Source organism: Microbacterium sp. B24, assembly GCF_000333415.1.
GTDB lineage: Bacteria > Actinomycetota > Actinomycetes > Actinomycetales > Microbacteriaceae > Microbacterium.
The window spans coordinates 1-21,394 of sequence record NZ_BADB01000192.1 but is presented as its reverse complement, the minus strand read 5'-3'; the positions used below and the strand labels follow the sequence as shown (position 1 = coordinate 21,394).

The 21,394-nt window shown below is 68.9% G+C and carries 21 protein-coding genes, 1 tRNA gene and 1 pseudogene; 5 read left to right on the top strand and 18 right to left on the bottom strand.

Annotated features, from left to right (window positions below):
- Nucleotides 1-35: 35 nt before the first annotated feature.
- The 7 genes from rhmD to I5I_RS05010 all read right to left on the bottom strand — a co-directional run bounded on the left by rhmD (nt 36) and on the right by I5I_RS05010 (nt 7,581).
- On the bottom strand, nt 36-1,214 hold the full coding sequence (rhmD, locus tag I5I_RS05040) for an L-rhamnonate dehydratase (RefSeq protein ID WP_036317214.1): 1,179 nt from the start codon (nt 1,212-1,214) through the stop codon (nt 36-38).
- Entirely contained in the window at nt 1,207-2,247 is a 1,041-nt protein-coding gene (locus I5I_RS05035) for a zinc-dependent alcohol dehydrogenase (RefSeq protein ID WP_036317212.1), read from the bottom strand. The genes rhmD and I5I_RS05035 overlap by 8 nt, the downstream gene beginning before the upstream one ends.
- Nucleotides 2,244-3,185 carry an amidohydrolase family protein gene (locus tag I5I_RS05030; RefSeq protein WP_051039487.1) on the bottom strand — a complete coding sequence of 314 codons (942 nt, stop codon included), beginning with the start codon at nt 3,183-3,185 and terminating at the stop codon, nt 2,244-2,246. Before I5I_RS05030 ends, I5I_RS05035 begins: the two co-directional genes overlap by 4 nt.
- Nucleotides 3,182-4,189: an ABC transporter permease gene (locus tag I5I_RS05025; RefSeq protein WP_036317209.1), complete on the bottom strand. Its 1,008-nt coding sequence runs from the start codon at nt 4,187-4,189 to the stop codon at nt 3,182-3,184. The genes I5I_RS05030 and I5I_RS05025 overlap by 4 nt, the downstream gene beginning before the upstream one ends.
- A gap of 30 nt (nt 4,190-4,219) precedes the next feature.
- A complete protein-coding gene (locus I5I_RS05020) occupies nt 4,220-5,743 on the bottom strand; it encodes a sugar ABC transporter ATP-binding protein (RefSeq protein WP_051039486.1) in 1,524 nt (507 codons plus the stop codon).
- Entirely contained in the window at nt 5,740-6,720 is a 981-nt protein-coding gene (locus tag I5I_RS05015; protein ID WP_148285486.1) for a sugar ABC transporter substrate-binding protein, read from the bottom strand. Before I5I_RS05015 ends, I5I_RS05020 begins: the two co-directional genes overlap by 4 nt.
- Nucleotides 6,721-6,813: 93 nt before the next feature.
- Nucleotides 6,814-7,581 (bottom strand): IclR family transcriptional regulator, encoded by a 768-nt coding sequence (locus I5I_RS05010; RefSeq protein ID WP_036317202.1) that lies wholly within the window; start codon nt 7,579-7,581, stop codon nt 6,814-6,816.
- 132 nt (nt 7,582-7,713) lie between these two features.
- Here I5I_RS05010 and I5I_RS05005 point away from each other — a divergent pair, with 132 nt between their 5' ends.
- Nucleotides 7,714-8,487 (top strand): hypothetical protein, encoded by a 774-nt coding sequence (locus I5I_RS05005; RefSeq protein WP_239640023.1) that lies wholly within the window; start codon nt 7,714-7,716, stop codon nt 8,485-8,487.
- A 66-nt stretch (nt 8,488-8,553) separates the two neighbouring features.
- Here I5I_RS05005 and I5I_RS17055 read toward each other — a convergent pair whose 3' ends face one another.
- The 3 genes and pseudogenes from I5I_RS17055 to I5I_RS04995 all read right to left on the bottom strand — a co-directional run bounded on the left by I5I_RS17055 (nt 8,554) and on the right by I5I_RS04995 (nt 10,207).
- Nucleotides 8,554-9,510, bottom strand: a complete 957-nt coding sequence (locus tag I5I_RS17055) for a hypothetical protein (RefSeq protein WP_239640024.1) — start codon at nt 9,508-9,510, stop codon at nt 8,554-8,556.
- A 197-nt stretch (nt 9,511-9,707) separates the two neighbouring features.
- Nucleotides 9,708-9,893 (bottom strand): annotated as a pseudogene (locus I5I_RS17470) (helix-turn-helix transcriptional regulator); the annotation flags it as partial.
- Nucleotides 9,890-10,207, bottom strand: a complete 318-nt coding sequence (locus tag I5I_RS04995; protein WP_036317199.1) for a hypothetical protein — start codon at nt 10,205-10,207, stop codon at nt 9,890-9,892. The gene I5I_RS04995 and the pseudogene I5I_RS17470, both read right to left, overlap by 4 nt.
- 236 nt (nt 10,208-10,443) lie before the next feature.
- Here I5I_RS04995 and I5I_RS04990 point away from each other — a divergent pair, with 236 nt between their 5' ends.
- The gene (locus I5I_RS04990) at nt 10,444-11,382 is read left to right on the top strand and encodes a hypothetical protein (RefSeq protein WP_036317196.1); all 939 of its coding nucleotides are present in this window, start codon (nt 10,444-10,446) and stop codon (nt 11,380-11,382) included.
- 74 nt (nt 11,383-11,456) lie between these two features.
- Here the strand turns inward: I5I_RS04990 and I5I_RS04985 are convergent, their stop codons facing one another.
- The 4 genes from I5I_RS04985 to I5I_RS17460 all read right to left on the bottom strand — a co-directional run bounded on the left by I5I_RS04985 (nt 11,457) and on the right by I5I_RS17460 (nt 15,431).
- A complete protein-coding gene (locus tag I5I_RS04985; protein ID WP_036317194.1) occupies nt 11,457-12,752 on the bottom strand; it encodes a hypothetical protein in 1,296 nt (431 codons plus the stop codon).
- A gap of 177 nt (nt 12,753-12,929) precedes the next feature.
- Nucleotides 12,930-13,004 (bottom strand) — tRNA-Arg (locus I5I_RS04980).
- A gap of 13 nt (nt 13,005-13,017) precedes the next feature.
- Nucleotides 13,018-14,121: an SGNH hydrolase domain-containing protein gene (locus tag I5I_RS17465; protein ID WP_239640022.1), complete on the bottom strand. Its 1,104-nt coding sequence runs from the start codon at nt 14,119-14,121 to the stop codon at nt 13,018-13,020.
- A gap of 35 nt (nt 14,122-14,156) precedes the next feature.
- The gene (locus I5I_RS17460; protein WP_239640021.1) at nt 14,157-15,431 is read right to left on the bottom strand and encodes an acyltransferase family protein; all 1,275 of its coding nucleotides are present in this window, start codon (nt 15,429-15,431) and stop codon (nt 14,157-14,159) included.
- Between the two features lie 171 nt (nt 15,432-15,602).
- Here I5I_RS17460 and I5I_RS04970 point away from each other — a divergent pair, with 171 nt between their 5' ends.
- Nucleotides 15,603-16,163 (top strand): hypothetical protein, encoded by a 561-nt coding sequence (locus I5I_RS04970; RefSeq protein WP_036317192.1) that lies wholly within the window; start codon nt 15,603-15,605, stop codon nt 16,161-16,163.
- 12 nt (nt 16,164-16,175) lie between these two features.
- On the opposite strand, the gene I5I_RS04965 is transcribed toward I5I_RS04970, so the two are convergent.
- Both I5I_RS04965 and I5I_RS04960 read right to left on the bottom strand, forming a co-directional pair.
- Nucleotides 16,176-16,394, bottom strand: coding sequence for a PLDc N-terminal domain-containing protein (locus I5I_RS04965; RefSeq protein WP_036317189.1), 219 nt, complete (start codon nt 16,392-16,394; stop codon nt 16,176-16,178).
- Between the two features lie 24 nt (nt 16,395-16,418).
- On the bottom strand, nt 16,419-17,315 hold the full coding sequence (locus tag I5I_RS04960; protein WP_036317186.1) for a LysR family transcriptional regulator: 897 nt from the start codon (nt 17,313-17,315) through the stop codon (nt 16,419-16,421).
- A gap of 71 nt (nt 17,316-17,386) precedes the next feature.
- Between I5I_RS04960 and I5I_RS16285 the strand changes: the two genes are divergently transcribed.
- On the top strand, nt 17,387-18,388 hold the full coding sequence (locus I5I_RS16285) for a DMT family transporter (protein ID WP_083867941.1): 1,002 nt from the start codon (nt 17,387-17,389) through the stop codon (nt 18,386-18,388).
- On the opposite strand, the gene poxB is transcribed toward I5I_RS16285, so the two are convergent.
- Entirely contained in the window at nt 18,296-20,035 is a 1,740-nt protein-coding gene (gene poxB / locus I5I_RS04945; protein ID WP_036317178.1) for a ubiquinone-dependent pyruvate dehydrogenase, read from the bottom strand. The two genes, I5I_RS16285 and poxB, sit on opposite strands and share 93 nt — an antisense overlap.
- 91 nt (nt 20,036-20,126) lie before the next feature.
- On the bottom strand, nt 20,127-21,056 hold the full coding sequence (locus I5I_RS04940) for a LysR family transcriptional regulator (protein WP_036317176.1): 930 nt from the start codon (nt 21,054-21,056) through the stop codon (nt 20,127-20,129).
- A 110-nt stretch (nt 21,057-21,166) separates the two neighbouring features.
- Here I5I_RS04940 and I5I_RS16015 point away from each other — a divergent pair.
- The coding region (locus I5I_RS16015; protein WP_275574457.1) for a thiamine pyrophosphate-binding protein at nt 21,167-21,394 on the top strand (228 nt) is incomplete at its 3' end.

The following is a 21,394-nucleotide window of genomic DNA, read 5'->3' as shown; positions in this document are numbered from 1 at the left end:
CGAGATCAGTGGATGCCGGATCTCCGGATGCCGGATCAGTGGGTGTAGGGACGGAATGTCGGGATGTCAGGGTTCAGCGACACGCCGAATCCCGGCGTCTCGGGCACCTTCAGCCGGCCGTCGACGGGCACCGGCTCACCGTCGAGGATCGGCGAGAACATGGGAACCACTTCCTCCGCGGTGGGGTGCATCATCAGGAACTCGGCGAAGGGGCTGTTGGTCCGGGTGACGACGAAGTGGTACGAGTACACCGACGAGCCGTGCGGCACGACCATGACGCCGTGCGCATCGGCGAGGGCGGAGATCTTGGCCAGCTCGGTGATCCCGCCGCACCACCCCACGTCGGGCTGGATGATGTCGGCCGCTTTCATCTCCAGCAGGTGACGGAAGCCCCAGCGCGTCGCTTCGTGCTCACCCGTGGTCACCAGCATCGTGGGCGGAACCTGGGCACGCAGCTGCGCATAACCCCAGTAGTCGTCCGGCGGCAGCGCCTCCTCGATCCACTTCAGTCCGTACTCGGCGGCTCCGTGCGCTAGCCGGGTGGCGTAGTCGAGGTCGAGCGACATCCAGCAGTCGAGCATCAGCCAGAAGTCGCCGCCGACGCGCTCACGCATGTCGCGGATCATCTCGAGGTTCTTACGCATGCCCTCCTCACCTTCGGCCGGCCCGTGGTGCAGGGGCATCTTGCCGCCGATGAAGCCGAGCTCTTTCGCCCGATCGGGTCGCGCACCGGTGGCGTAGAAGACCAGCTCGTCGCGGACGGCGCCGCCCAGAAGCGCGAACACCGGCTCCTGACGGATCTTGCCGAGCAGGTCGTACAGCGCCAGATCGACGCCGCTGATGGCGTTCAGCACGACACCGCGCCGTCCGTAGAACAGCGTCGACTTGTACATCTGGTCCCAGATGCGCTCGATGTCGGTGACGCGTGCACCTTCGACGAACCGCGCGAGGTGACGCTCGACGATGAACGCGCCCAGTTCGCCGGCGGTCGTGACCGAGAAGCCCACCGTGCCGTCTTCGGCTTCGATCTCGACGACGAGAGTTCCGAGGACGTTGATGCCGAAGCTCTGCCGCGACTGCCGGAACTCCGGATAAACCGACATCGGCGTGGCGATGTGGTCGTCGATCCAGTGCCCTTCCGGCTGGTCGTGATAGTCGGCCCCGCCGCCGCGCAGCGTGTAGGCGCGCACCTGCGCGATCCGCAGCTCAGACATCGCCGTTCCCTTCGTTGAAGCGCACGAGCACCTTGCCCGGCGTGGTCGTGGAGTGCGCCAGTCGCGCGAATGCCGCGGGGGCGTCATCGAGCGACACCACCTCGCTGATGAGGGCGGATGCCGCGGCGGGCGCCGTCGACATCCAGTGCGCCGCGTCGTCGAAGTCCTCCGACGAATACGTGAAGCTGCCGACGATCGTGCGCTCCTCGGTGCTCACTCGGAACGCCGAGAGCTCCACGGTCGGCGCCCCCATCCCGACGAGGGAGATCGAACCGCCGAACCGCGTTGCGGTGAGCGCCTGCTCGAGCGTGCGGCTGATGCCCACCGCATCGATCGTGACGTCGGCGAGCGAACCGAACACGCCTTCGACCGACGCGACCAGCGGGGAGCTCGTCGGGTCGACCGCTGTCGCGCCGAGGCGAGAGATGAGGTCGCGCCGCCCGGCATCCAGTTCGCTCACGACGATGTCGGTGACCCCGGCCATGATGAGCGCGAGCACGACGGACTGCCCGATCGGTCCGCCGCCGAGCACGAGCACCTTCTGTCCGGGTGCGATGCCGACCCGGCGCACGGCGTGCACGGCGACCGCGAGCGGCTCGATCAGCGCGCCGTAGTCGGGAGGCAGGTCGTCGGCAAGGCGGACGACATTGCGCGCCGGAACGCACAGCCGCTCGGCGAAGGCGGCGGGCAGATCCGCGCGCACACCGATGACGTATCGATCGGGGTGGTGCTGTTCGCGTCCCCGGTACTCATCCGTATCGGTGGCGGGGATGACGACCGGGTTCACGGTGACGAGGTCGCCCACCGCGAGGCCGTCGACACCTGCGCCGACCTCGATGATGCGTCCGACCGTCTCATGACCCATGATCTGCCCCGGGAAGCGCCGGCCGTTCTCCCCCGTGTAACCGTGGATGTCCGAGCCGCAGATGCCGGTCGCGATGACCGCGATGACGACGGTGCCGTCCTCAGCGCGCGGGTCGGGATGCTCGACGACCGCCATACGGCCGAACTCCTGCAGAGTCAGCGCCTTCATCGTGTCGTCTCCTGTCTGGACGGGCCGAGGGGACCCATGCGGTAGATGCGTCGGGCCGTCAGCCCGAAAAGGGCGCCCCGCTCGGATGCCGAGGCATCGCGGGTCAGCTCGTCGAACGCCGTGTAGAGCTGTGCGTAGGAGGAGTAGAGCTTGTCGACCGGGAAGTTGCTGGCGAACATGGCGCGCTCGGCGCCGAAGGCCTCGATCGCCTCACGGACGAAGGGACGGAGCGACGCGGCAGCCCACCGGTGATCGACCATGCCGAGGCCGGAGATCTTGATCGACACGTTCGGTTCGGCGGCCAGAGCGCGCAGCTGCACCCGCCAGTGCGCGATGTCGTCGTCGCTGCGTCCGATCGGCATGCCGGTGTGGTTGAGGATGATCTGCGCCTCGGGATGCTGCCGTGCGAGCCGCGCGAGGTCGGCGTACTGATCCGGGTAGACCTGCGCGTCGAACGACAGGTCCGCCTGTACGAGCGCGGCGAAGTTCGCGAGCCACACGGGGTCGCTGATGATGTCGGCGCGTGCGGTGTAGGTGAAGCGCGGATCGGGGTGCCAGTTGAGGATGTGGCGCACGCCGACGACACCCGGGATGCCGGTGAGCGCGCGGAGACGCTCCTCGGCGTCGGCGGCGAGGAGATCGGCGCCGGCGACGATGGCCTGCGGCATCCCCTCCGACTCGCGCAGCTGCGAGATCCAGCGCGCCTCGGCGACGCCGTCGGACGCGCCCGCATCGACGTGCACCGAGCCGACCAGACGCATGCCGATCTCGCGGAGCCCCTCTGCGTCGGCGCGGAAGTCGTCGAGCTCGTAGTCGGTGCGCAGCGGCGCGTCGGGCCCGTGGAAGCGCTCGACCGGCGCGTCTTCGAGCCACGCGTAGTGCTGGCCGGGCGTGCCGAGCACCCAGAGGTGGTGGTGCGCGTCGACGACGTCGATCACGAGCCCGACTCCGCCGAGCGGGCGCGCACCGTCTCGTTCAGGAGCACCGCGCCGATGATGACGACGCCGAGCACCAGGTTCTGCCAGAAGGGTGCCACGGTCAGCACGTTGAGCCCGTTGGACAGCACGGCGAGCAGGACGACGCCGACGACCGTGCCGCCGATGCTGCCGACACCGCCGGTCAGCGAGGCGCCCCCGACGACGACGGCGGCGACGCCGGTCAGCAGCAGGTTGAACCCGGGCTGGGGCTGGGCGACCTGAAGGGTGCTGGTGTTGAGCACGCCGGCGACGGCGGCGGTCAGTCCGCAGAGGACGTAGGCGCTGAACTTGATGCGCTTGATGCGCACGCCGGCCAGGCGCGCAGCGCTCTCGTTGCCGCCCGTCGCGTACACGAAGCGTCCCCACCGGGTCTTGCGGGTCGCGACCCACAGCACCGCGACGATGAGCGCCAAGACGAACACGGCGGTCGGGATGCCGGCGACACGGAACGCGGTGAGGTCGGTGAAGTCCTCGCTCAGGCCCTGGATGGGGCCGCCACCGGAGACGGCGAGCGAGAGCGACAGCGCGATCGAGTACGTCCCGAGGGTCACGACGAACGGCTGCAGCCGTGTGATGGCAACGAGCAGCCCGTTGAGCGCGCCGAAGGCGGCCCCGACGACGAGGGCGACGATGACGGCAACGACCGCGGGCATGCCGAGCGAGACGTTGATGGCTCCCGCGGTCACGCTCGTCAGTGCCATCACCGAGGCGAACGAGAGGTCGATGCCTCCGGTGAGCACGACGACGGTCAGCCCGAGCGCGAGCAGGCCGACGACGACACAGGCCTGCAGGATCGAGACGAAGTTGCCGTAGGTGAAGAACAGCGGCGACTGCAGCGAGAAGACGACGACGAGGGCGGCGAGCACGAGCAGGAGGGTGCTCCCCCGCAGCGTCGAGAGCGTGAGACGGCGGCGCGAGCCGGTCGGGCGCGCTTCGGCGGCGGTGGCGGGCAGAGTGGTGGTCACGACGACGTGGACCTTTCTGTGGAAGACGGATCAGGCCACGCGCTCGCGCGCCGGCAGGGCGGCGCGCAGCAGCACGTGCTGAGGTGTGGATGCCGGGAACTCGCCCGTCACCTGACCCTCGGCGACGACGAGGATGCGGTCGCTGAGGCGGAGGATCTCGGGAAGCTCGGACGAGACCATGACGATGGCCAGTCCGCTGTCGGCCAGCGCCTCCAGCAGCTCCCAGATCTCCTTCTTGGCGCCGATGTCGACGCCGCGCGTGGGCTCGTCGAGGATGATCACTCGCGGATCGGTCGCCAGCAGGCGTGCGAGGAGCACCTTCTGCTGGTTGCCGCCGGAGAGGCGCCCGACGGGTCCGCGCGGGTTGCCGCGCAGCGACATCCGCTGCATCGCGTCGTCGAAACGGCGGGTGTCGTCGCGGCGGCTCGTCCATCGCCGGCCGGCGCGGATGAGCCCCGACAGCGACACGTTGAAGGGCGCGGACTGTTCGAGCACGAGGCCGTCGCGCTTGCGGTCTTCGGGCAGGAACGCGATGCCGGCGGCGAGCGCTCGGGCGGGATCGAGTCGTCCGACGTCGGTGCCGTCGATGATCACCTGTCCCCCGTGCCAGGGGTCGCCGATGATGTGCGAGATGAGACGCGTGCGTCCGGAGCCGGCGAGCCCGGCGATGCCGACGATCTCCCCGGCGTGCACCGCGAGATCGAGCGTGCTTTCGCGCATCGGCAGGCCCCGCAGTTCGAGCACGACGGGCCGTTCGGCCGATGCGGCCGCGGCGGCCGGCGAGCGCACGGCCGTGAGGTCGAGTTCACGGCCGGTCATCTCCTGGATGATCCGGGCGGGGTCGGTCTCAGCCACCGGCCGGTGCGACACGACGCGACCGTCGCGGAGCACGGTGACCTCGTCGGCCATCTCCATGACCTCCTCGAGACGGTGGGAGACGAACAGCACGCTCACGCCGGAGGCGGTGAGCTCCCGCACGAGCACGGCGAGGTCGTCGACCTCGTGGGGGCCGAGGGCAGCCGTGGGCTCATCGAGGATCAGCACGCGCGCTTCGGCGAGCAGACAGCGGGCGATGACGATGCGCTGCTGCTGCGCGAGCGACAGGTCGCGCGGGTAGGCCTGCGTGTCGACGGTCGAGCCGGCTCGGGCCAGCGCGGCGGCGGCGAGCCGCGCCGAGGCGCGGTCGTCGAGGAACGGACCCCGGCGCACTTCGCGCCCCAGCATGACGTTCTGGGCGACGGTCAGCTCGTCGATGACGTCGAGCTCCTGGTAGACGGTCGCGATGCGCGCCGACGCGGCATCCGCCGGTGCGTGCAGAGTGATGGCCTCGCCGTCGAGCAGCAGCTCGCCCTCGTCGGGCTGCTCCACACCGCACAGCATCTTGATGATCGTCGACTTGCCGGCGCCGTTCTCGCCGACGAGCGCGTGCACGCGGCCGGGCAGCAGGCTCAGGTGGATGCCGTCGACCACGCGAGCGGCGCCGAAGCTCTTGGTGAGGCCGCGCGCCTCCAGCACCGGAGTGCCGGAGGCGGCGGCTGCCGTGGGGGTGTTCACCAGCCCACGCCCTCCTTGCCGATGAAGTCGGCGACGTTGTCCTTCGTGATGACGGGGTTGTCGAAGGTGGGCGCCGGGTCGTACTTCTCACCACGCGCGATCTTCACGGCGGTCTGCAGGCCGACGTAGCCGAGCTCGTAGGGCTTCATGAGCACCGTCGCGGCCATGTCACCGTCCTGCACGGCCTTCAGGCCCGCAGTCTGCGCGCCGAGGCCGACGACCTTCACGTCCTTGCCGGATTCCTTGACGGCGCGGATGGTGCCGAGTGCGGTGTTGTCGTCCATGACGAGCAGGTACTGCGTCTCGGGGTGACCGGTGAGCAGGTTCTGCGTCACGGTGTAGGCCTGTGCGGGGTCGAACCCGGTCTCGACCTCGCCGACATACGTGATGCCGGGGTTCTGGGAGATCACGTTCTGCCAGCCCTTGGCCCGGTTGATGACGTTGACGACACCGGCGACACCGATCTCTCCGCCGATGTTGCCCTTGCCACCCAGCTGCTTCACGGCGTAGGTGGCCATGGCCTCACCGAGCTTGACGTTGTCGTAGCCGACGTAAGCGGCCGTGTCGTCGCCCGCCTTGCGGTCGACGGCGACGACGGGGATTCCGGCGTTCTTGGCTTGGGTGGCGAGGGCCGCGCCGGCCTCGGCCGAGCCGGGGGTGAAGATCAGCGCGTTGACCTTGCGGTTGATCATCTGCTCGACGTTCGACTGCTCGGTCTGGTCGCTGGCCTGACTGTCGAGCACGACGACGTCGACATCGCTGCCTTCGGCCTTCGCGGCGGCTTCGATGCCCGCGGCCTGGGCCTGGTAGTAGGGGTACATCGAGATACCCGTGATCACCACGCCGATGGTGATCTTCTGCCCCGCGCTTGCCGTTGCGGCGCCCGCGGAGTCTCCTGCCTTGCTGCACCCGGACAACGCCAGGCTCGCAATCACAGCGGTCGCCCCCAGCGCGACCAGCTTCTTCTTCCAGCTCACGATCACTCCTTTGTGTTCATATACGTGAACCTTGATGTACGTATATGAACATAGTGGGCGTGAATAACCCTCTTGTCAAGCACGGCATGACCCTCAGGGCGCGGCGATGCCGAGACTCTCCTGAATGGCCGCGGCGGTGTCGCGGAGAGGCCCGAGGACGTCGCGGGGCCACTCCTCGGTGGTGCGGAAGGTGGGCATGGTGACCGACATCGCGGTGTAGAGGCCGGCTGCGTCCATGCGCGTCAGGGGCACGGCGACGCAGCGGCATCCTTCGGTGAATTCCTCATCGTCGACGGCGAAGCGCTGCGCTCGCGCCGCACCCAGTACCGCGAGCAGCTCGTCGGCGCCGGTCACCGTGTGCGCCGTATACGCGCGCCGTTCGATGGCGCGCAGGCGATGGCCCGCGTCGGCCGGATCGAGCATGGACAACAGGGCCTTTCCGATGCCCGTGGCGTAGGAGGGCAGACGCATGCCGACCGACGAGGCCAGCCGCATGGGATTCGGCGAATCGCTGATGGCGATGTAGACGTTCTCGAGGCCGTCGAGTCGCGCGAGCTGGACGGTCTCCCCCAGCTGAGCGGCGAGGGCATCCATGCGCGGCTGCGCGGCCGCGACGATGTCGCGGTGACCCTCGTAACGCTGACCCACCTGCCATGCGCGCAGTCCGAGCGAGTAGAGCTTGGTCGCCGGGTCGAAGACGAGCCAGCCGCTCGAGGCGAGGGTGTTGAGCAGCCCGTGGGCACTGGAGCGCGGAAGGGCGAGACCGTCGGCGATCTCACTGAAGGTCGCGGCACTGCGCTCGGCGAGGAACTCGAGGACGACGAGCGCCCGATCGGCTGACTTGACCACGGCGTCACTCATACCGCGACTCTAGTTCATATTCGTGAACGAGGTGCCAGTGTTCAGAATTCTTCTCGGCCTTACTGCGCTTCGCGAATGCGGTGGCGCGGCGTCTCCCGTGCGTTCCGCGACCACCGCTGATAGACATCAGAGATGACGACCTCGCGAACGACGACGCACACGACTACGTTCCTCGCCGCTCTCGTCGCTGCGACCATCGTCCTGTCGGGCTGCGCGACGACGATCGGCGCCGCACCGTCACCGAGCTCTTCCGCCAGCGACGAGGCCACAGCCACATCGACGGCGGGCGCCACCGTGACGGGAACCGGTGCGACGGGATGGCCGGGGCTGGACTTCCCCGTTCCCGCGGGCGCCCGCTCGGTGTCGATCGACTTCACGTGCGAGGGCGTCGGTCACTACGTCGTCGAGTTCGGCGATGCGATGGCGGAGAACACGTCCCCGATCAGCGGAACGTGCGGCGCGCCGTCATCGCTCGCGTGGCCGGTGGATGCGAAGACCCAACCCTCCATCGCGGTGACGGTGGACGACGGCGTCGCGTGGACGGCGACGCCGCTGTTCTCCAACAAGGAGTTCGTTCGGGATGCCGCGGTGACCGCGGACTGCGCCGCCTTCGTTGACGTGTACAGCGCCCTCATGAACGCCGATCAGGGGTACTCGCAGTACAAGGCATTCGACGCCGCGACCTGGACGACGCGGGTCGCCGCGGCATCGTCGCAGCTCGCTGCGCTCGCGGCCGCGTCGACGTCAAGTCTGAAGACGCCGCTCACATCGATGTCCCACACGGTGTCGACGGCCACCGAGCCGGGCACCGCACAGGCGGGCATTGCGGATGAGGTGGCGCAGATCGGCGCCGCGTGCAATGCGAACCAGACGCCCTACTTCATCAAGGCGGAGTTCGGCGGCTGAGCTGCCGACCCGGCGGTCTCAGCTCGTCGCGTAGTGTCAGCACGTGCGCATCGTCGTCTCGGGAACTCATGCCAGCGGCAAGAGCACGCTCATCGCCGACTTTGCGCGGCGGCATCCGGGTGGTGTGCGCCTCTTGAGACGGTACTCGAACGTGGGAATAAAGGTTGAGCGGCTCCGCGACCTCTGTAAGCGAGCAGCCTCAGAGCGGCTGGAGCGTGCGTACTCCCCCTCTGTTGCGCGGGTTCGGCGATACAGCGAGGACGAGATCGACGTCATCGTGGCGAAGTAGAACGAGGTACGTAACACCCGGGCGGTTGCGCGCGAGTTGACGATGTCGCGCACGACCGTTCTGAAGTACCTGACAGAGCGCGGTATCCGGACGACACGGACGACACGGACGACACGGACGACACGGACGATGAGCGAACCCGAGATCGAGCGGCCGTGCAGCTCCATGAAGACGGCCAGTCCTGCGCAGCCATCGCGCGCCAGCTCGGGCTCGACGGCAAGACCATCGCGAAGGAGCGACGTATCCGCGGCGCGTTGGTCTAGTAGGGTCCACGCACCAGGTTCCGCTGGCCACCGCCTCACTCGGGGCTGCTCAGGACTCCACGACGCAACCGAACCATCGATCCAGTCAGCCAGCGCCAGACCGACGTCTTCCCACCATTCTTCTGGAATGGTCAGCACCCGCTTGTCATCGGCGAATGCCTGCCGTGGGTCGCCACAAGCAGTCGCGTTCTCATAGGGACAGTACACACCACTCTTGATGGGCAGATGCTCGAGCTGGTGCGCGGCCAGCATATAGCGGAGCGGAGCGGACACCCCCATGCCGCCGGGTGCTGCTACCAGACTGACGAACTGGGCCAGAAGTCCAGCGCTTACGGACGCCGCGAGTGCAGCGACGTTCGGGCTGCCTCGACCTGGGTTGATGCCGGACTGGCGAATGCACTTGGGGTTGTCGATGAGACCGGCGCGGTCGAGGCTGAGCTCATTGACGCCGAGTTGGCCATTGCATACCATGCAGGGTCGTCCGAGTACGAGTGCGTGGGAGCGCCATGTTCCGCCGCGCATCTCCCCGTTCGGGAGCACATCGAGCGCGATGCCCGGTACAACACGACGGGTGTAGCCAAGCAAGTCGCAGCGCCGCGCGCACGCTGAAACGACCGGCGTAGCGCGCGAACGAAGGTCGGCGCTACCTCGCCCTGCCTGAGCTGCAACTTCAGCCCGAGCGCCTGCGCGATCTTGGCAGTAGTGGCGGTCGTCACGTCGTTGTTCGCCTCGACCCGCGCGACGGTCGGACGGGAGACACCGGACTTCTCCCCTAGCTCCGCCTGCAACCAACCGCGCTTCTTGCGGGCCTCGCGGATGACGTCACCGAAGCGACCTTGCTCTGAGTCACTCACGGCGTACCGCCTTCACCACCCGGGTCCGCATCGGGCCGATGCTGGGCATGCAGTGCGTCAGCGACAATGTCCGAGATCTCGCCGAGGAAGGACGGATCCGCCATATACGCCTGGATCTCCTTCGACTCGTTGCCCGTCTTGAGCACGGCGAGGTCGACGGCACCGCTGAAGCACTCCGGCGCCTTGAGCTGCGCGACGGTGTTGTTCTTTGCCATCGCCACGGCTTCCTCGTTGGCGTCGAGGAAGCCCAAGAAGGTCGTGATGAAGCCAGACACGCTCTCCGCGCTGACATCCGCACCCTTGGCCTTGAACATCTCGTTGACCTTCTCGATGGCCTCCGCGAGCGGCCCCTTCTGAGGAGCGGCGCCGCCCTTATGCTCGCCGTCGAGGTGAGGGAGCCGGATGCCCTTCCCGCTCCGGCGCCTAGACGACGCGCACGTACCGGCGCCGCTGCCGAACGCTCAGGCACCGAACTGTGAACCGCTAGTGCCTCCACGGGCGATCTCCGATCTGCTCTAGCGTTGGTCGGACCAACAGAAGGGGCGCATTCATGGCATCTTTTGACCGCGCAAGGGGACCGTTCGATACATCGCTCGCCCTGCTACGATTTCGCGTCGATCAGGCGGACCTGAGTCACTTCTACTGGGTAGGGGCGGCGGAGAGCGAACTCTTCTCGTTCACTATCAAGTCGTTCCCATTGTCGGACGATCCAATGATCGCCCTCGTCGCTCCTGCGAGGTACGAACGGCGCCTTGGCCACGACGTCGAGGAACTGAAACGGCGGGTGAAGGTCGAAAGTCGCTGGCGCCGCCTTCTCGTGGTTCTCTTGATGACGTCTGCTCTCGAGCGCTACATGCTAGCCATCGCTACCGCGGCCGTGTCATCCGACCCAGCTCTCTCGCCTGGATTTCCGAAGAGATTTGATGGGGCACTATTGAGCAAACACCAACTCCAAGTCGAGCGACCGAATCTGGACGGGCTCGTGAAGGGCTCGTGGTCCTCGCGTATCGCAACGTACAAGCGACTCTTCGGAGATGTGCCGCCGGCGCTGCGCGCCGCCACTGGAAAGCTGGAGACGCTTCGGCTCGTCCGAAACCGGATCGCCCATGACTTTGGATTCGGATCCAGCGGCCTCGAGCCGCATGTCAACGTGGCGCTCGGTGCCCGGCGCACGTCATCACTCAGCGCTCACCAGTCGAACGTTGGCGAGAAGACCATTGTCGATTGGCTCCAAACGATCGGCGCGGTCTCCATCGCAGTAGATAGGCACCTTATGGAGAACTTCGTCGGCGGCTTCGAAACGGTCGAGATCTTCCTTTCGTGGCGGCGCGATCCCGATGGGTTCGAGGCCGCCGCCGACATCAATATGGCAGCAGTCAAGAAGACCTCCGAGCTAAACCGGTTTGGAACAGCTCTCGGCACCCTGTTCGATCGCCCCGTTGGCAACGCGTATCTTCAGTCCCTGCGCGCCTTCGTCGATGCGTTGTAAGGATTATCGGGACTCCTGCTCTCACGGCTGTTCGGATACCGATGACCAACCGCGCCACCGAGGAGTGAGAGGCGCTACTTCCGATCGGAGCGGGCCAAAGCCGCAAGTACCGCGTCTGCACCATGGAGCTGCGGTCTGCGGTATGCGTTTCGGATCCAACTGACGACTCCGGTCGCTGCAGCGGCCGCGGCCCCAACAGTCGCGCCCAACGCGAAGTTCTCGGAAGTGGCAGCCGTAGCAACGGTGGAGATGGTGCCATAAAGGAGAAGCTCGGTCACTGAGTCCTTTGCTGCGCTTTGCTTGCGACCGGACAGCTCCCTCTCGATGCGACGCACCTCGGGTTGGAACACATCGTTGGCGCGTTCCTCGAGTTCCCGGGGATTATCCGCGCTCGCCGCACGGGCAAATTCGCGCAGCTTGGCACGCCAGTCCGCGAAGTCGGACGAGGATGCGCGCATGTTTGCTGCCTCTCGGATCGCGATATCAGTGGCCGGCAGCACAATCTTCGATATCTGAGCCAGTACCTGCGGCGGGTAGCCCTGAGCCGGGGTCGAGTCGACCTTCGCCTCGAGCAGCTGCAGGTCGCCGGGCCAACTGGGGGCATAAGTAGCGTTCGCGGAGTCGGCGATAGCGAGAGTCTTCGCCAGGAAGAGAAAGAAGTGCTGGAATTCCCAGGGCACATCGGCCGGATGTAACGCCCCGCTCCCCGTGATGTGGAATCCTCGAAGGTTGTCCCACAGCGGGAGCTTCGCGTTTTCGTTGTGGAGTTCGCGCATTGTCGTCTGCATGCGTGCGGATCGCACATCGAACCGCACGGAGGTCTCGAGCGCAGTGCGACGCTTTCGCAGCACCGCCCACTGATTGCGCAGAATGATTACACCGGATCGAATCGGACTTTCCAGTTCATAGAGATTCCGCGATATCTCTGACAGACGGACGCTGATGCCTTGCCAGTCGTCTCCGTAATGGTGGGCCGAGTCTGCGTTCGCCCAGACCTTGCCGCCAGCGCTGATGCGCATCGTCTCTCGGCGGTTGCGGGTATAGCGGAGGTCGCGCGCCTCCGGGAGGACGGAGGTGTCAGCGAAGAAGTCGGCGAACGGGTCAAGGACCAGCAGTTGCGGGTAGTACAGCAGGGCGTCGGTGATTTCACCTCGTGACAGCGGATCCTCCCAGTAACGGGAGAACGCTCCGCTCATCAGATAAGTACCTTCAGGGGTGGACGTCTCCGCGTCTGCCTCGCTGAACTCCAGCAGTCGATCTCGTAGGTTCTCAAGCTCAGTTCGGGCCAGCTTGTCCCAGGCCACCCGGTCGCCACGTTCGCCGAGCGCGTTCTCGATGACATCCAGAACCGACGCTTGCACCGGGGCCATGCGCTCCAGACTATTTCCATCCGCGCCGCCAACGTCGCACCACGATCGCGCGATTTATGGAAGGTGAGCGGCGCGACCGCGCCGCGTCGCTGACGCCATTCTGGTCCGCCGCAGTTCCTCTTCGCGGGGAGGCGCCGGGAGCTGGCGGCGCGACGACTGGTCAGAAGCAGAAAGAATTGGTGCCCCTGGAGGGATTCGAACCCCCGACCCGCTCCTTAGGACGGAGTGGCTCTTCCACTGAGCTACAGAGGCTGGCGCATCGATTCTAGCCGGGCGGCGCCGGGGCGCCGGCCGCGACGGCGCCGTCCAGCGCCCACCGTAGATACGGCGCGAGGTGCGCGGAGTAGGCGACCGTGAGGTGTGTCTGGTCGTAGCGGATGGGCAACGTCCCCGCGAACGCCGGGCACACGTCCTGCCAGCATGTGAAGACCAGCGCATCGACCAGACGATCGCCCGACGCCGCCGCGGCGGCCGCCGTCGCCGTCTGCATATCGCGCCACACCGGCGTGACGCTCGTCGCGCACGCGTACGGCGACCCGACCCGCGTGTAGCAGTTGCCGAGCGGCGCGCCCTCCGGCGGCGCCTCGAGGTAGACGATGCGGCCCGGCATCCCGTACCGCGCCATCTCTGCTGCCTCTGCGGCGATCAGATCTACCGCGCTCAGGTCGCGCCCGTCCGCCGTGCGCCCGAGCGTGTACGCGTTCGAGACCAGCACCTGCTCGGGGTGGTCGGCGGCGATCATCGCGGCGACGTCGTTCTTGCGCTGCGTGCACGCCTGCATCACCGCGGGGTCGTCGTTCTGCACCAGCACGTCGGTGAACCGACATCCATAGAGCCCGACCGTCGTGACGCGGATCGCTCCCCCGCTCTGCTCGGCGAGCGCCTTCAGCGCCGGCGCATACGCCATCGCTGTCGAGTCACCCACGAGGTACAGGTGCCGCGGAGCATCGCCGCTCCCCCACGTGCACGCGGCGGCATCCGGCTGCGGCGTCGGCGCGAAGCAGTCGTGCGCGGGATTGGCTCCCGACGACTGCGCCATCACCTCATCGATCGACGGATGCAGATCGGGCCACGCGGTCGCCGACACCGCCGCCGCGAGATCGGCCTGCAGCGCCGCCGTGGGATCTTCGATCGCGGGCGCCGCCTGGCCCGTTCCCCCGGCCGTCGGCGGCAAGGGACGCGGCTGCTGCACCTGCACGACGAGCACGACCAGCAACGCGGCGGCGACGAGACCGGCAGCAGCCAACGCGACCTGGGTGCGAAAGCGCTCCCGCCATGCGGCCATCGGAGCCGCGATCGCCCCAGCCGCGCTGTCCGCCCTCGCGACCGACGGCACCCGCGGCGCCTCCACCACCGGTGCAGCGCTCACAGGCTCAACGGGCACGACCTCCGGAACGGATGCCGCTACCACCTCGACCGGCTCCGCCGCCGCACTCTGGGCCGCCGTCCGCGGACTGCCCGGGAAGTAGCGCGTGCCCGGCTGCCACCCCGCGGGACGCCGCGTCGCGATCTCGGGCGTCCGCACGACCGGCACCGCAGGCGCGACCGCGGGGGGTGTGGGCTCCGCGGCATCCGATGCCTCGACCGCCGGCTCCTCGGGATCGGCCGCAATCGCCGGCACCCGCCCACCCAAGACGGCGCGTAGCGCAGCGGCTGCTCGATGATCGCGTACGACGCGAACCCGACGACGGCGATGATCGCGAGGATCAGCGGCAGCGACCACGGCGACGCGGGCAGCAGCGCGGCGGCGAACACGACCACCGGGAAGTGCCACAGATACAGCGAGTACGACGCGTTGCCCACGACCACCGCGACCGGGTTCGTCCTCAGGAACAGTGCCCGCGGTGGCGCGGTCACACCACCGGCCAGCGCGAGCGCGGTCGCCAGCGTCGGCGCCGCCGCCCACGGCCCCGGAAAGCCCACCGCAGCCGGGTCGATGAGCACCAGCGCGGCGACAACGCCCGCGACCCCGATCCACGCGAGCAGCGCCCCGAGCGCCGCCGGAAGCCGACGCAGCAGCGGCACGCCTGCCGCGAGCAGCGCGCCCAGCGCGAACTCCCATGCGCGCGTCGCCGTCGAAAAGTAGGCCGCCGTCGGCGCCGACGACCCCTGCAGCAGCGCCCAGCCGAAGGATGCCGCGATCACGACGACCGCCCACCCGGCGGCGACCGCGGCCGCCGCCCGACCGCGACGCGCCACGGCGGGAACGAACAGCAGCGACACGATCAGCAGCCCCGGCCAGACGAGATAGAACTGCTCCTCCACCGACAGCGACCAGAAGTTCTGCAGCGGTGAGACCGCGTCGCCGGCATGGAAGTAGTCGGTGCCCTGCTGCGTGAACCTCCAGTTCGACACCAGCAGCAGCGCCGAGACACCGTCCCACATCACCTGCTCCGCCCGCGCCCGACCGAACAGAGCGAACGCGGCCCCGACCGCGGCACCGACCGTGACGAGCGCCGCCGGCAACAGCCGACGAGCACGCCGCGCGTAGAACCGCGACAGGCGGATGCGTCCCGCCTCCTGCTGCTCGCGCAGCATTCCGGTGATCACGAACCCCGAGATGACGAAGAACACGTCGACACCGGCAAAGCCTCCCCGCGGCCAGCCGGCAGCGTGCGCGCCGATCACGGCCAGCACGGCGAGCGCGCGCAGGCCCTGGATATCGCGACGAAGTGGCACGGGAACGCAGTCGTTCTCAACAGGAGGGAAAAGGTCGACTCCAGCCTACGGGAGCGCTCTCAGCCCAGGGTCACCCGGGGGTCGCCCGACGCTCGCCGCCCCCACGACTCCGGGCGTGTTTATAGGCTGGCAGGCATCGCCCGGCGACAGACGATCGAGGAAGAGGAACCCATGCACGCCTCCACACCCCCCGCGCCGCGACCGCGCTTCCTCGTGCCCGGCATCGCGATCGCGGCGATCATCGTCGCCGTCTGCGTGATCGTGGGGTTGGCCGTCGTCTGGAATTCCAACGGCACGCAGGATGCCGCGGGCACGACCCCCGCCGCCTCAGCGGAGCCCACCCCGACGCCGACGTCCTCGACATCTGCACCGTCAACCGCGAGCACCGACTACCGCGAGCTCTGCGACGCCAACGGAGCCGCGGCGCAGGCGAAGCAGGGCACCGTCGCCGACGACCTCGCCGCGACGCGTCGCCAGTCGGCGGTGATCCGCGCGTTGGTTCCGATGACCGGCGTGCCCGCCGAGGTCGCCGCGGGCGCCGAGGTGTTCGCCGCGTCGACCGATGAGCTCATCGGCGTGCTCGAGGGGCTTGCTCCGCAGACGCAGATCGCCGACGTGCCGGTCGAGACCTTCACCAACACGCAGGCGATGCAGGCGGTCGGCAGCGACCCGAACTATCAGGCGTTCATCGGGTGGACGATCGAGGCCTGCGGTCTCGCGCTCGCCGGCTGACCGTCGGCTGCGTCAGCGGCGATCTGCCGGATTCACCACGATCGAACGCCGCCCGACGGCGAACCAGACGATGGGCCCCATCAGCGGGAACATCAGCGTCACGAGAATCCAGAGCGTCTTCTCCAGGCTCGTCGCCGCCGACGACGCGATGCTGACCACCGCCCCGACGAACAGCGCGATGCCCGCAAGCACCACGATCAAGATCAGGACGTGCCAGCCGGAGAACTCCATGCCACCAGCATGCCCCGGCGGTCGTCACCGCGCGAGGTCGGCGGCGACATCCACCAGCGCAGCCCGCACACGGCGCACGGCCGCGCGCGCCAGCGCATCGGGGCGGGCCAGCACGTCCACGTGACGGTTGAGGGTGACCCCAGCCAGCGGTCGCAGCACCATGCCGTCGGTCGCCAGGGCGCGCCCCGTGAACCGCGGCATGACGGCGATCGCCGCCCCGGCGCGGACGATCTGCGCGGCGACGAAGAACTCGTTCACCCGGTGGGCGATGACCGGCGGCTCTCCGCTCAGCGCGGCGATCGCCTGCAGCACGCCGGTGAGTGGAAAGCCCTCGTGCGTCGAGATCCACGTCTGTCCGCGGAGGGCCGCGGGATCGATCCGATCGGCGGATGCCAGGGGGTGCGCCGCCGGCAGCGCGACGTCCAGCGGTTCGACGAACAGCGGCGTGACCACCATCCGCTCTCGCGGCCAGTCCGGGTCGTGGGCCAGCCGGTGCGCGATGACGAGGTCGTGCGCGGCCACGAGTCCGGGAAACTCCTCGCGCGCAACGTCCTCGTCGGTCAGCGCGACGGGTACACCGTCGAGCGCGGCCAACAGGGGGCCGAACAGCGCGACGCCTGCACTGTGGAACGCCGACACGCGCACCGGCGCGGCATCGTGGGCGAGGAACGCTCCGACGCTCTCTCGGGCGAGCACGAGCGCCTCGTCGACGCGAGCGCCGGCCGCCGCGAGCGCGCGCCCGGCATCGGTCAGCACCAGCCGACGACCCTGCTTCACGGTGAGCGGCACGGGAACGTCCGCCTGCAGGATCGCCAGCTGCTGAGACACCGCCGATGCGCTCACGTGCAGCGCCGCCGCGACCGCCGAGACGCTGCCGCGATCATCCAGCTCGCGCAGCAGCCGCAGGCGCATCGGATCCATAAGCAATCTCTAACACATCGATGAAGACATTGCCCGATGCTCTTCACGACCGTGGCTGTCACGCTGGGCGCATGACCCGCCGCTCCGACCTGCTCGTCGACCTCGCCCTCCTCGCGGTCGCCGCCGTCTGGGGGGCGAGCTTCCTCGTCGCGAAGGATCTCATCGCCCTCACGGGTGTCGCCTCGGCCAACGCGCTGCGGTTCCTTGTCGCCACCGCCGGCGCCGGCATGCTGTGCGCCCTCACCCGGCAGCGCCTCCCCCGCGGGCGCGGCCTCGTCATCGCCGTGGCCCTGGGCGGCACGCAGGCGGCGGTCATCGGGCTGGAGACCTGGGGCGTGAGCCTCACCTCCGCGACCAACGCGGGACTGCTCATCAGCCTCGCCCTCGTCATGACCCCGGCGCTGGAGGGCATCGCGTCACGCGTGTGGCTGCCGCGCTCGTACTTCATCGCTGCGGTCGCTGCCGTCGTCGGCGTCGCGCTGCTGGTCTCGGGCGACGGCATCCACCTGCCGACCGCCGGCGACGTGCTCGTCATCGCCGCCGCGGTCGTGCGCGCGGTGCACGTCACCGCCAGCGGACATCTGACCCGCGGGCGGCGCGACAGCTCGCTCGGCGTGGTCGTCGTGCAGCTGGTGGTCGGCAGCGTCGTGTTCAGCGCGATCGCGGGGCCTTCCCTGCCGGTCGCGGTCGCGCGATTGGATGCCGCGGCCCTCGCCGACGTGCTGTTTCTCGGACTGCTCTGCTCGGTGTTCGCCTTCGCCGTGCAGCTCTGGGCGGTGCGGCGCACGTCGGCCGCGCGCGCGAGCATCCTCATGGGCACCGAACCCGTCTGGGCGGTCGTTGTCGGCGTCGCGGTCGGCGGCGAGGCGATCGGCCCCGTCGGCGTCGCCGGGGCAGCACTCATCGTCGGCGCGAGCTACGCCGGCCAGGCGATCGAGCGCCGCCACCGCCTGGCCCGACGGGCGCCCGAGCAGGCGGCGTCAGTGGAACAGGCGCCGCCACACGTTCGTGTCGGCGAGGTCGATCAGCTCGTCGCCGCGCCCCGACAGCACGGTGCGCAGCGCCCAGAGTGAGAACCCCTTCGCCTGGGCGAGCGTGATCGACGGCGGCATCGCCAGCTCCTGACGCGCCGTGACGACGTCGACCAGCACCGGCCCGTCGGTCGCGAGCGCCTGCGCGATCGCTCCGCGCAGCTCGCTGCCCTTCTCCACCCGGATGCCGGTGATGCCCATCGCCTCGGCGATCGCCGCGAAGCTCGGATTGTCGAGCCCCGTGCCGAAGTTGACGATGCCCGCCGCCTTCATCTCGAGCTCGACGAAGTTGAGCGACGAGTTGTTGAACACGACGATCTTCACCGGCAGGTCGTTCTGGCGGATCGACAGCAGATCGCCGAGGAGCATCGCCAGCCCGCCGTCGCCGGCGAGCGCGATCACCTGGCGCGAGCGGTCGACGCCCTGCACCCCGAGCGCCTGCGGCATCGCGTTGGCCATCGATCCGTGCGCGAACGAGCCGATCAGCCGCCGCGTCCCGTTCATGTGCAGATAGCGGGCGGCCCAGATCACGGGGCTTCCGACGTCGGCGGTGAACACGGCATCCGCGTCGGCGAGCTCATCCAGCACGCGCGCGACGTACTCCGGCCGCACCGGAGCCTTGCCGTCGTCGACGGCCAGGTCGTCGAGCCGCTCGCGCGTCGTGCGGTAGTGGGTGACGCTGTCGTCCAGATGCTTCGACGAGCGGTCGCCCTGCAGCAGCGGCAGCAGCGCGTTCGCGGTCTCTTTCACACCGCCGACCAATCCCACGTCGATGGGCGTGCGCCGCCCCAGCTGCTCGCCGCGGATGTCGACCTGGATCACCGTCGCCTTCGAGGGGAAGAACTGACGGTAGGGAAAGTCGGTGCCGAGCATGAGCAGGGTGTCGCACGACTCCATCGCCTTGTACCCCGACGAGAAGCCCAGCAGCCCCGTCATGCCCACGTCGTAGGGGTTGTCCCACTCGATGTGCTCCTTGCCGCGCAGGGCGTGGACGATCGGCGCCTGCAGCGTCTCGGCGAGGGCGAGCACCTCATCATGCGCGCCCGCGACGCCCGCCCCGGCGAGGATCGTCACCTTCTTGGCGTCGTTGAGCGCGGTCGCGGCGGCGGCCAGAGCGGATGCCGACGGCAGCACCGTCGAGCCGGCCGCCCGGATCGGGGCCGTCGGCCGCCGGTCGGGCGCGTCGGCGAAGAACACGTCGCCGGGCACGACGACGACCGCGACGCCGCGCTTCTCGACCGCGGTGCGCATGGCGATCTCCAGCACCCACGGCAGCTGGGCCGGATCGCTCACCAGCTCGGTGTAGACGCTGCACTCGCGGAAGAGCTCCTGGGGGTGCGTCTCCTGGAAGTAGGTGCTGCCGATCTCGGCCGACGGGATGTGCGAGGCGATCGCCAGCAGCGGCACGCGGTTGCGGTTGGCGTCGAACAGGCCGTTGATGAAGTGCAGATTGCCGGGGCCGCACGAGCCCGCGACGACGGCGAGCTCGCCCGTCAGCTCCGACTCGGCGCCGGCGGCGAAGGCGGCGGCCTCCTCGTGCCGCATGTGCATCCAGCGGATCGCGTCGTCGCCGCCGTCGCGTCGCAGCGCATCGGTGAAGGCGTTGAGCGAGTCGCCGGGAAGACCCCAGATGCGGGTGACGCCGGCGCGCTTGAGGGTGTCGATGAAGAAGTCTGCAACGTTCGCCATGGGTTCGACGCTACGCCGCTTGTCCGCGTCACGGGGTTGGACGATCGTCGAGTCCTGTTCCGTCCCGCTCACCCCCCCGGTCGTTGGGGGGCTACGGCAGCAGCTCTGTGCGCAAGAGGTCGACGAGGCCCTGCGCGGCGGCGGTCAGGGGGCGACGGCGCGACCACGCGAGCGACACCTCGAACGCCGGAACGGCGTCGTCGAGCGGGACGATGCGCACCGGCATCCGCGGGGCGGGGTCGGCGAACGGACGCCCCGAGCCCGACGAGGCCGCCGGCGCCGCGAAGCGCGGCACGATCGCCAGGCCCAGTCCCTGCGGGACGTACGCGGCGGCCGTGGAAAGATCGGCGACCTCGATGAGCACACGGCGCGACACTCCGGCGTGGGCGAAGGCATCATCGACGATGCGCCGCGACCCGTAACCCGGCGGCAGATCCACGAAGCTCTCCCCCTCGAGCATCGCGAGCGTCACCCCCTCGGCATCCGCGAGGGGATGCGTGCCGGGCACGACGAGCACGTACGGCGATGCGGCGACGACCTCGCCCCGCAGGCTCGCCGGAAGCGCGTCGACGACCGCGAGCAGCGCCAGGTCGATCTCGCCGCGTTCGAGCTGCGCGACCAGGCCCGACGATCCCAGCCCCGTCGCCCGCAGCTGCACCGAGACGGCCGGATGCTGCTCGTGGTAGCGGCCCAGCAGTCCCGGCACGTCGACAAGATCGACGCCCGTCATGAGCCCCATCGTGACGGCTCCTCGCAGCTCGGTCGCCGCGGAGGCGACCGCCTCGCCGATCTCGCGCATCTGCTCGAGCACCGCCTGAGCGCGCGTCCGCAACTCCTCCCCGGCACCGGTGAGTCGGATCTGCCGATGAGAACGGTCGAACAGCTCGACACCCAGTTCACGTTCCAACTCGCGCACGGTGGTCGACACCGCCGACTGCGCGAGCAGCAGGCTGTCGGCCGCACGGGTGAAGCTCATCTCCCGCGCGACGGCGACGAAGACGGAGAGGTGGCGCACATCCATGCCTCGATCATGCCGCGCTCCCCGACGCGACGGAAATCATCTGCGAATCAGATGATTTGCATCGCCGACGCCGTCTTCCTCGCCGTCCTTGGGCGACGGAGCATGGAGTCATGAGTATCGCCGCCGTCGCCACCGCATCTCCGTTGCCCTCCGACACGCACGTGGCGACGCCGCCCACGGGACGTCGCGCTGCCGACCGCGTCGTCGACGTGCTCATGGCGCACGGCGTGCGGTGGGTGTTCGGCGTGCCCGGGGCGAAGATCGACCCCGTCTTCGACGCGCTCGCGGCGGTGCAGGGCGTTGCCGGGGCGCCGCAGCTGATCACGTCCGCACGGAGC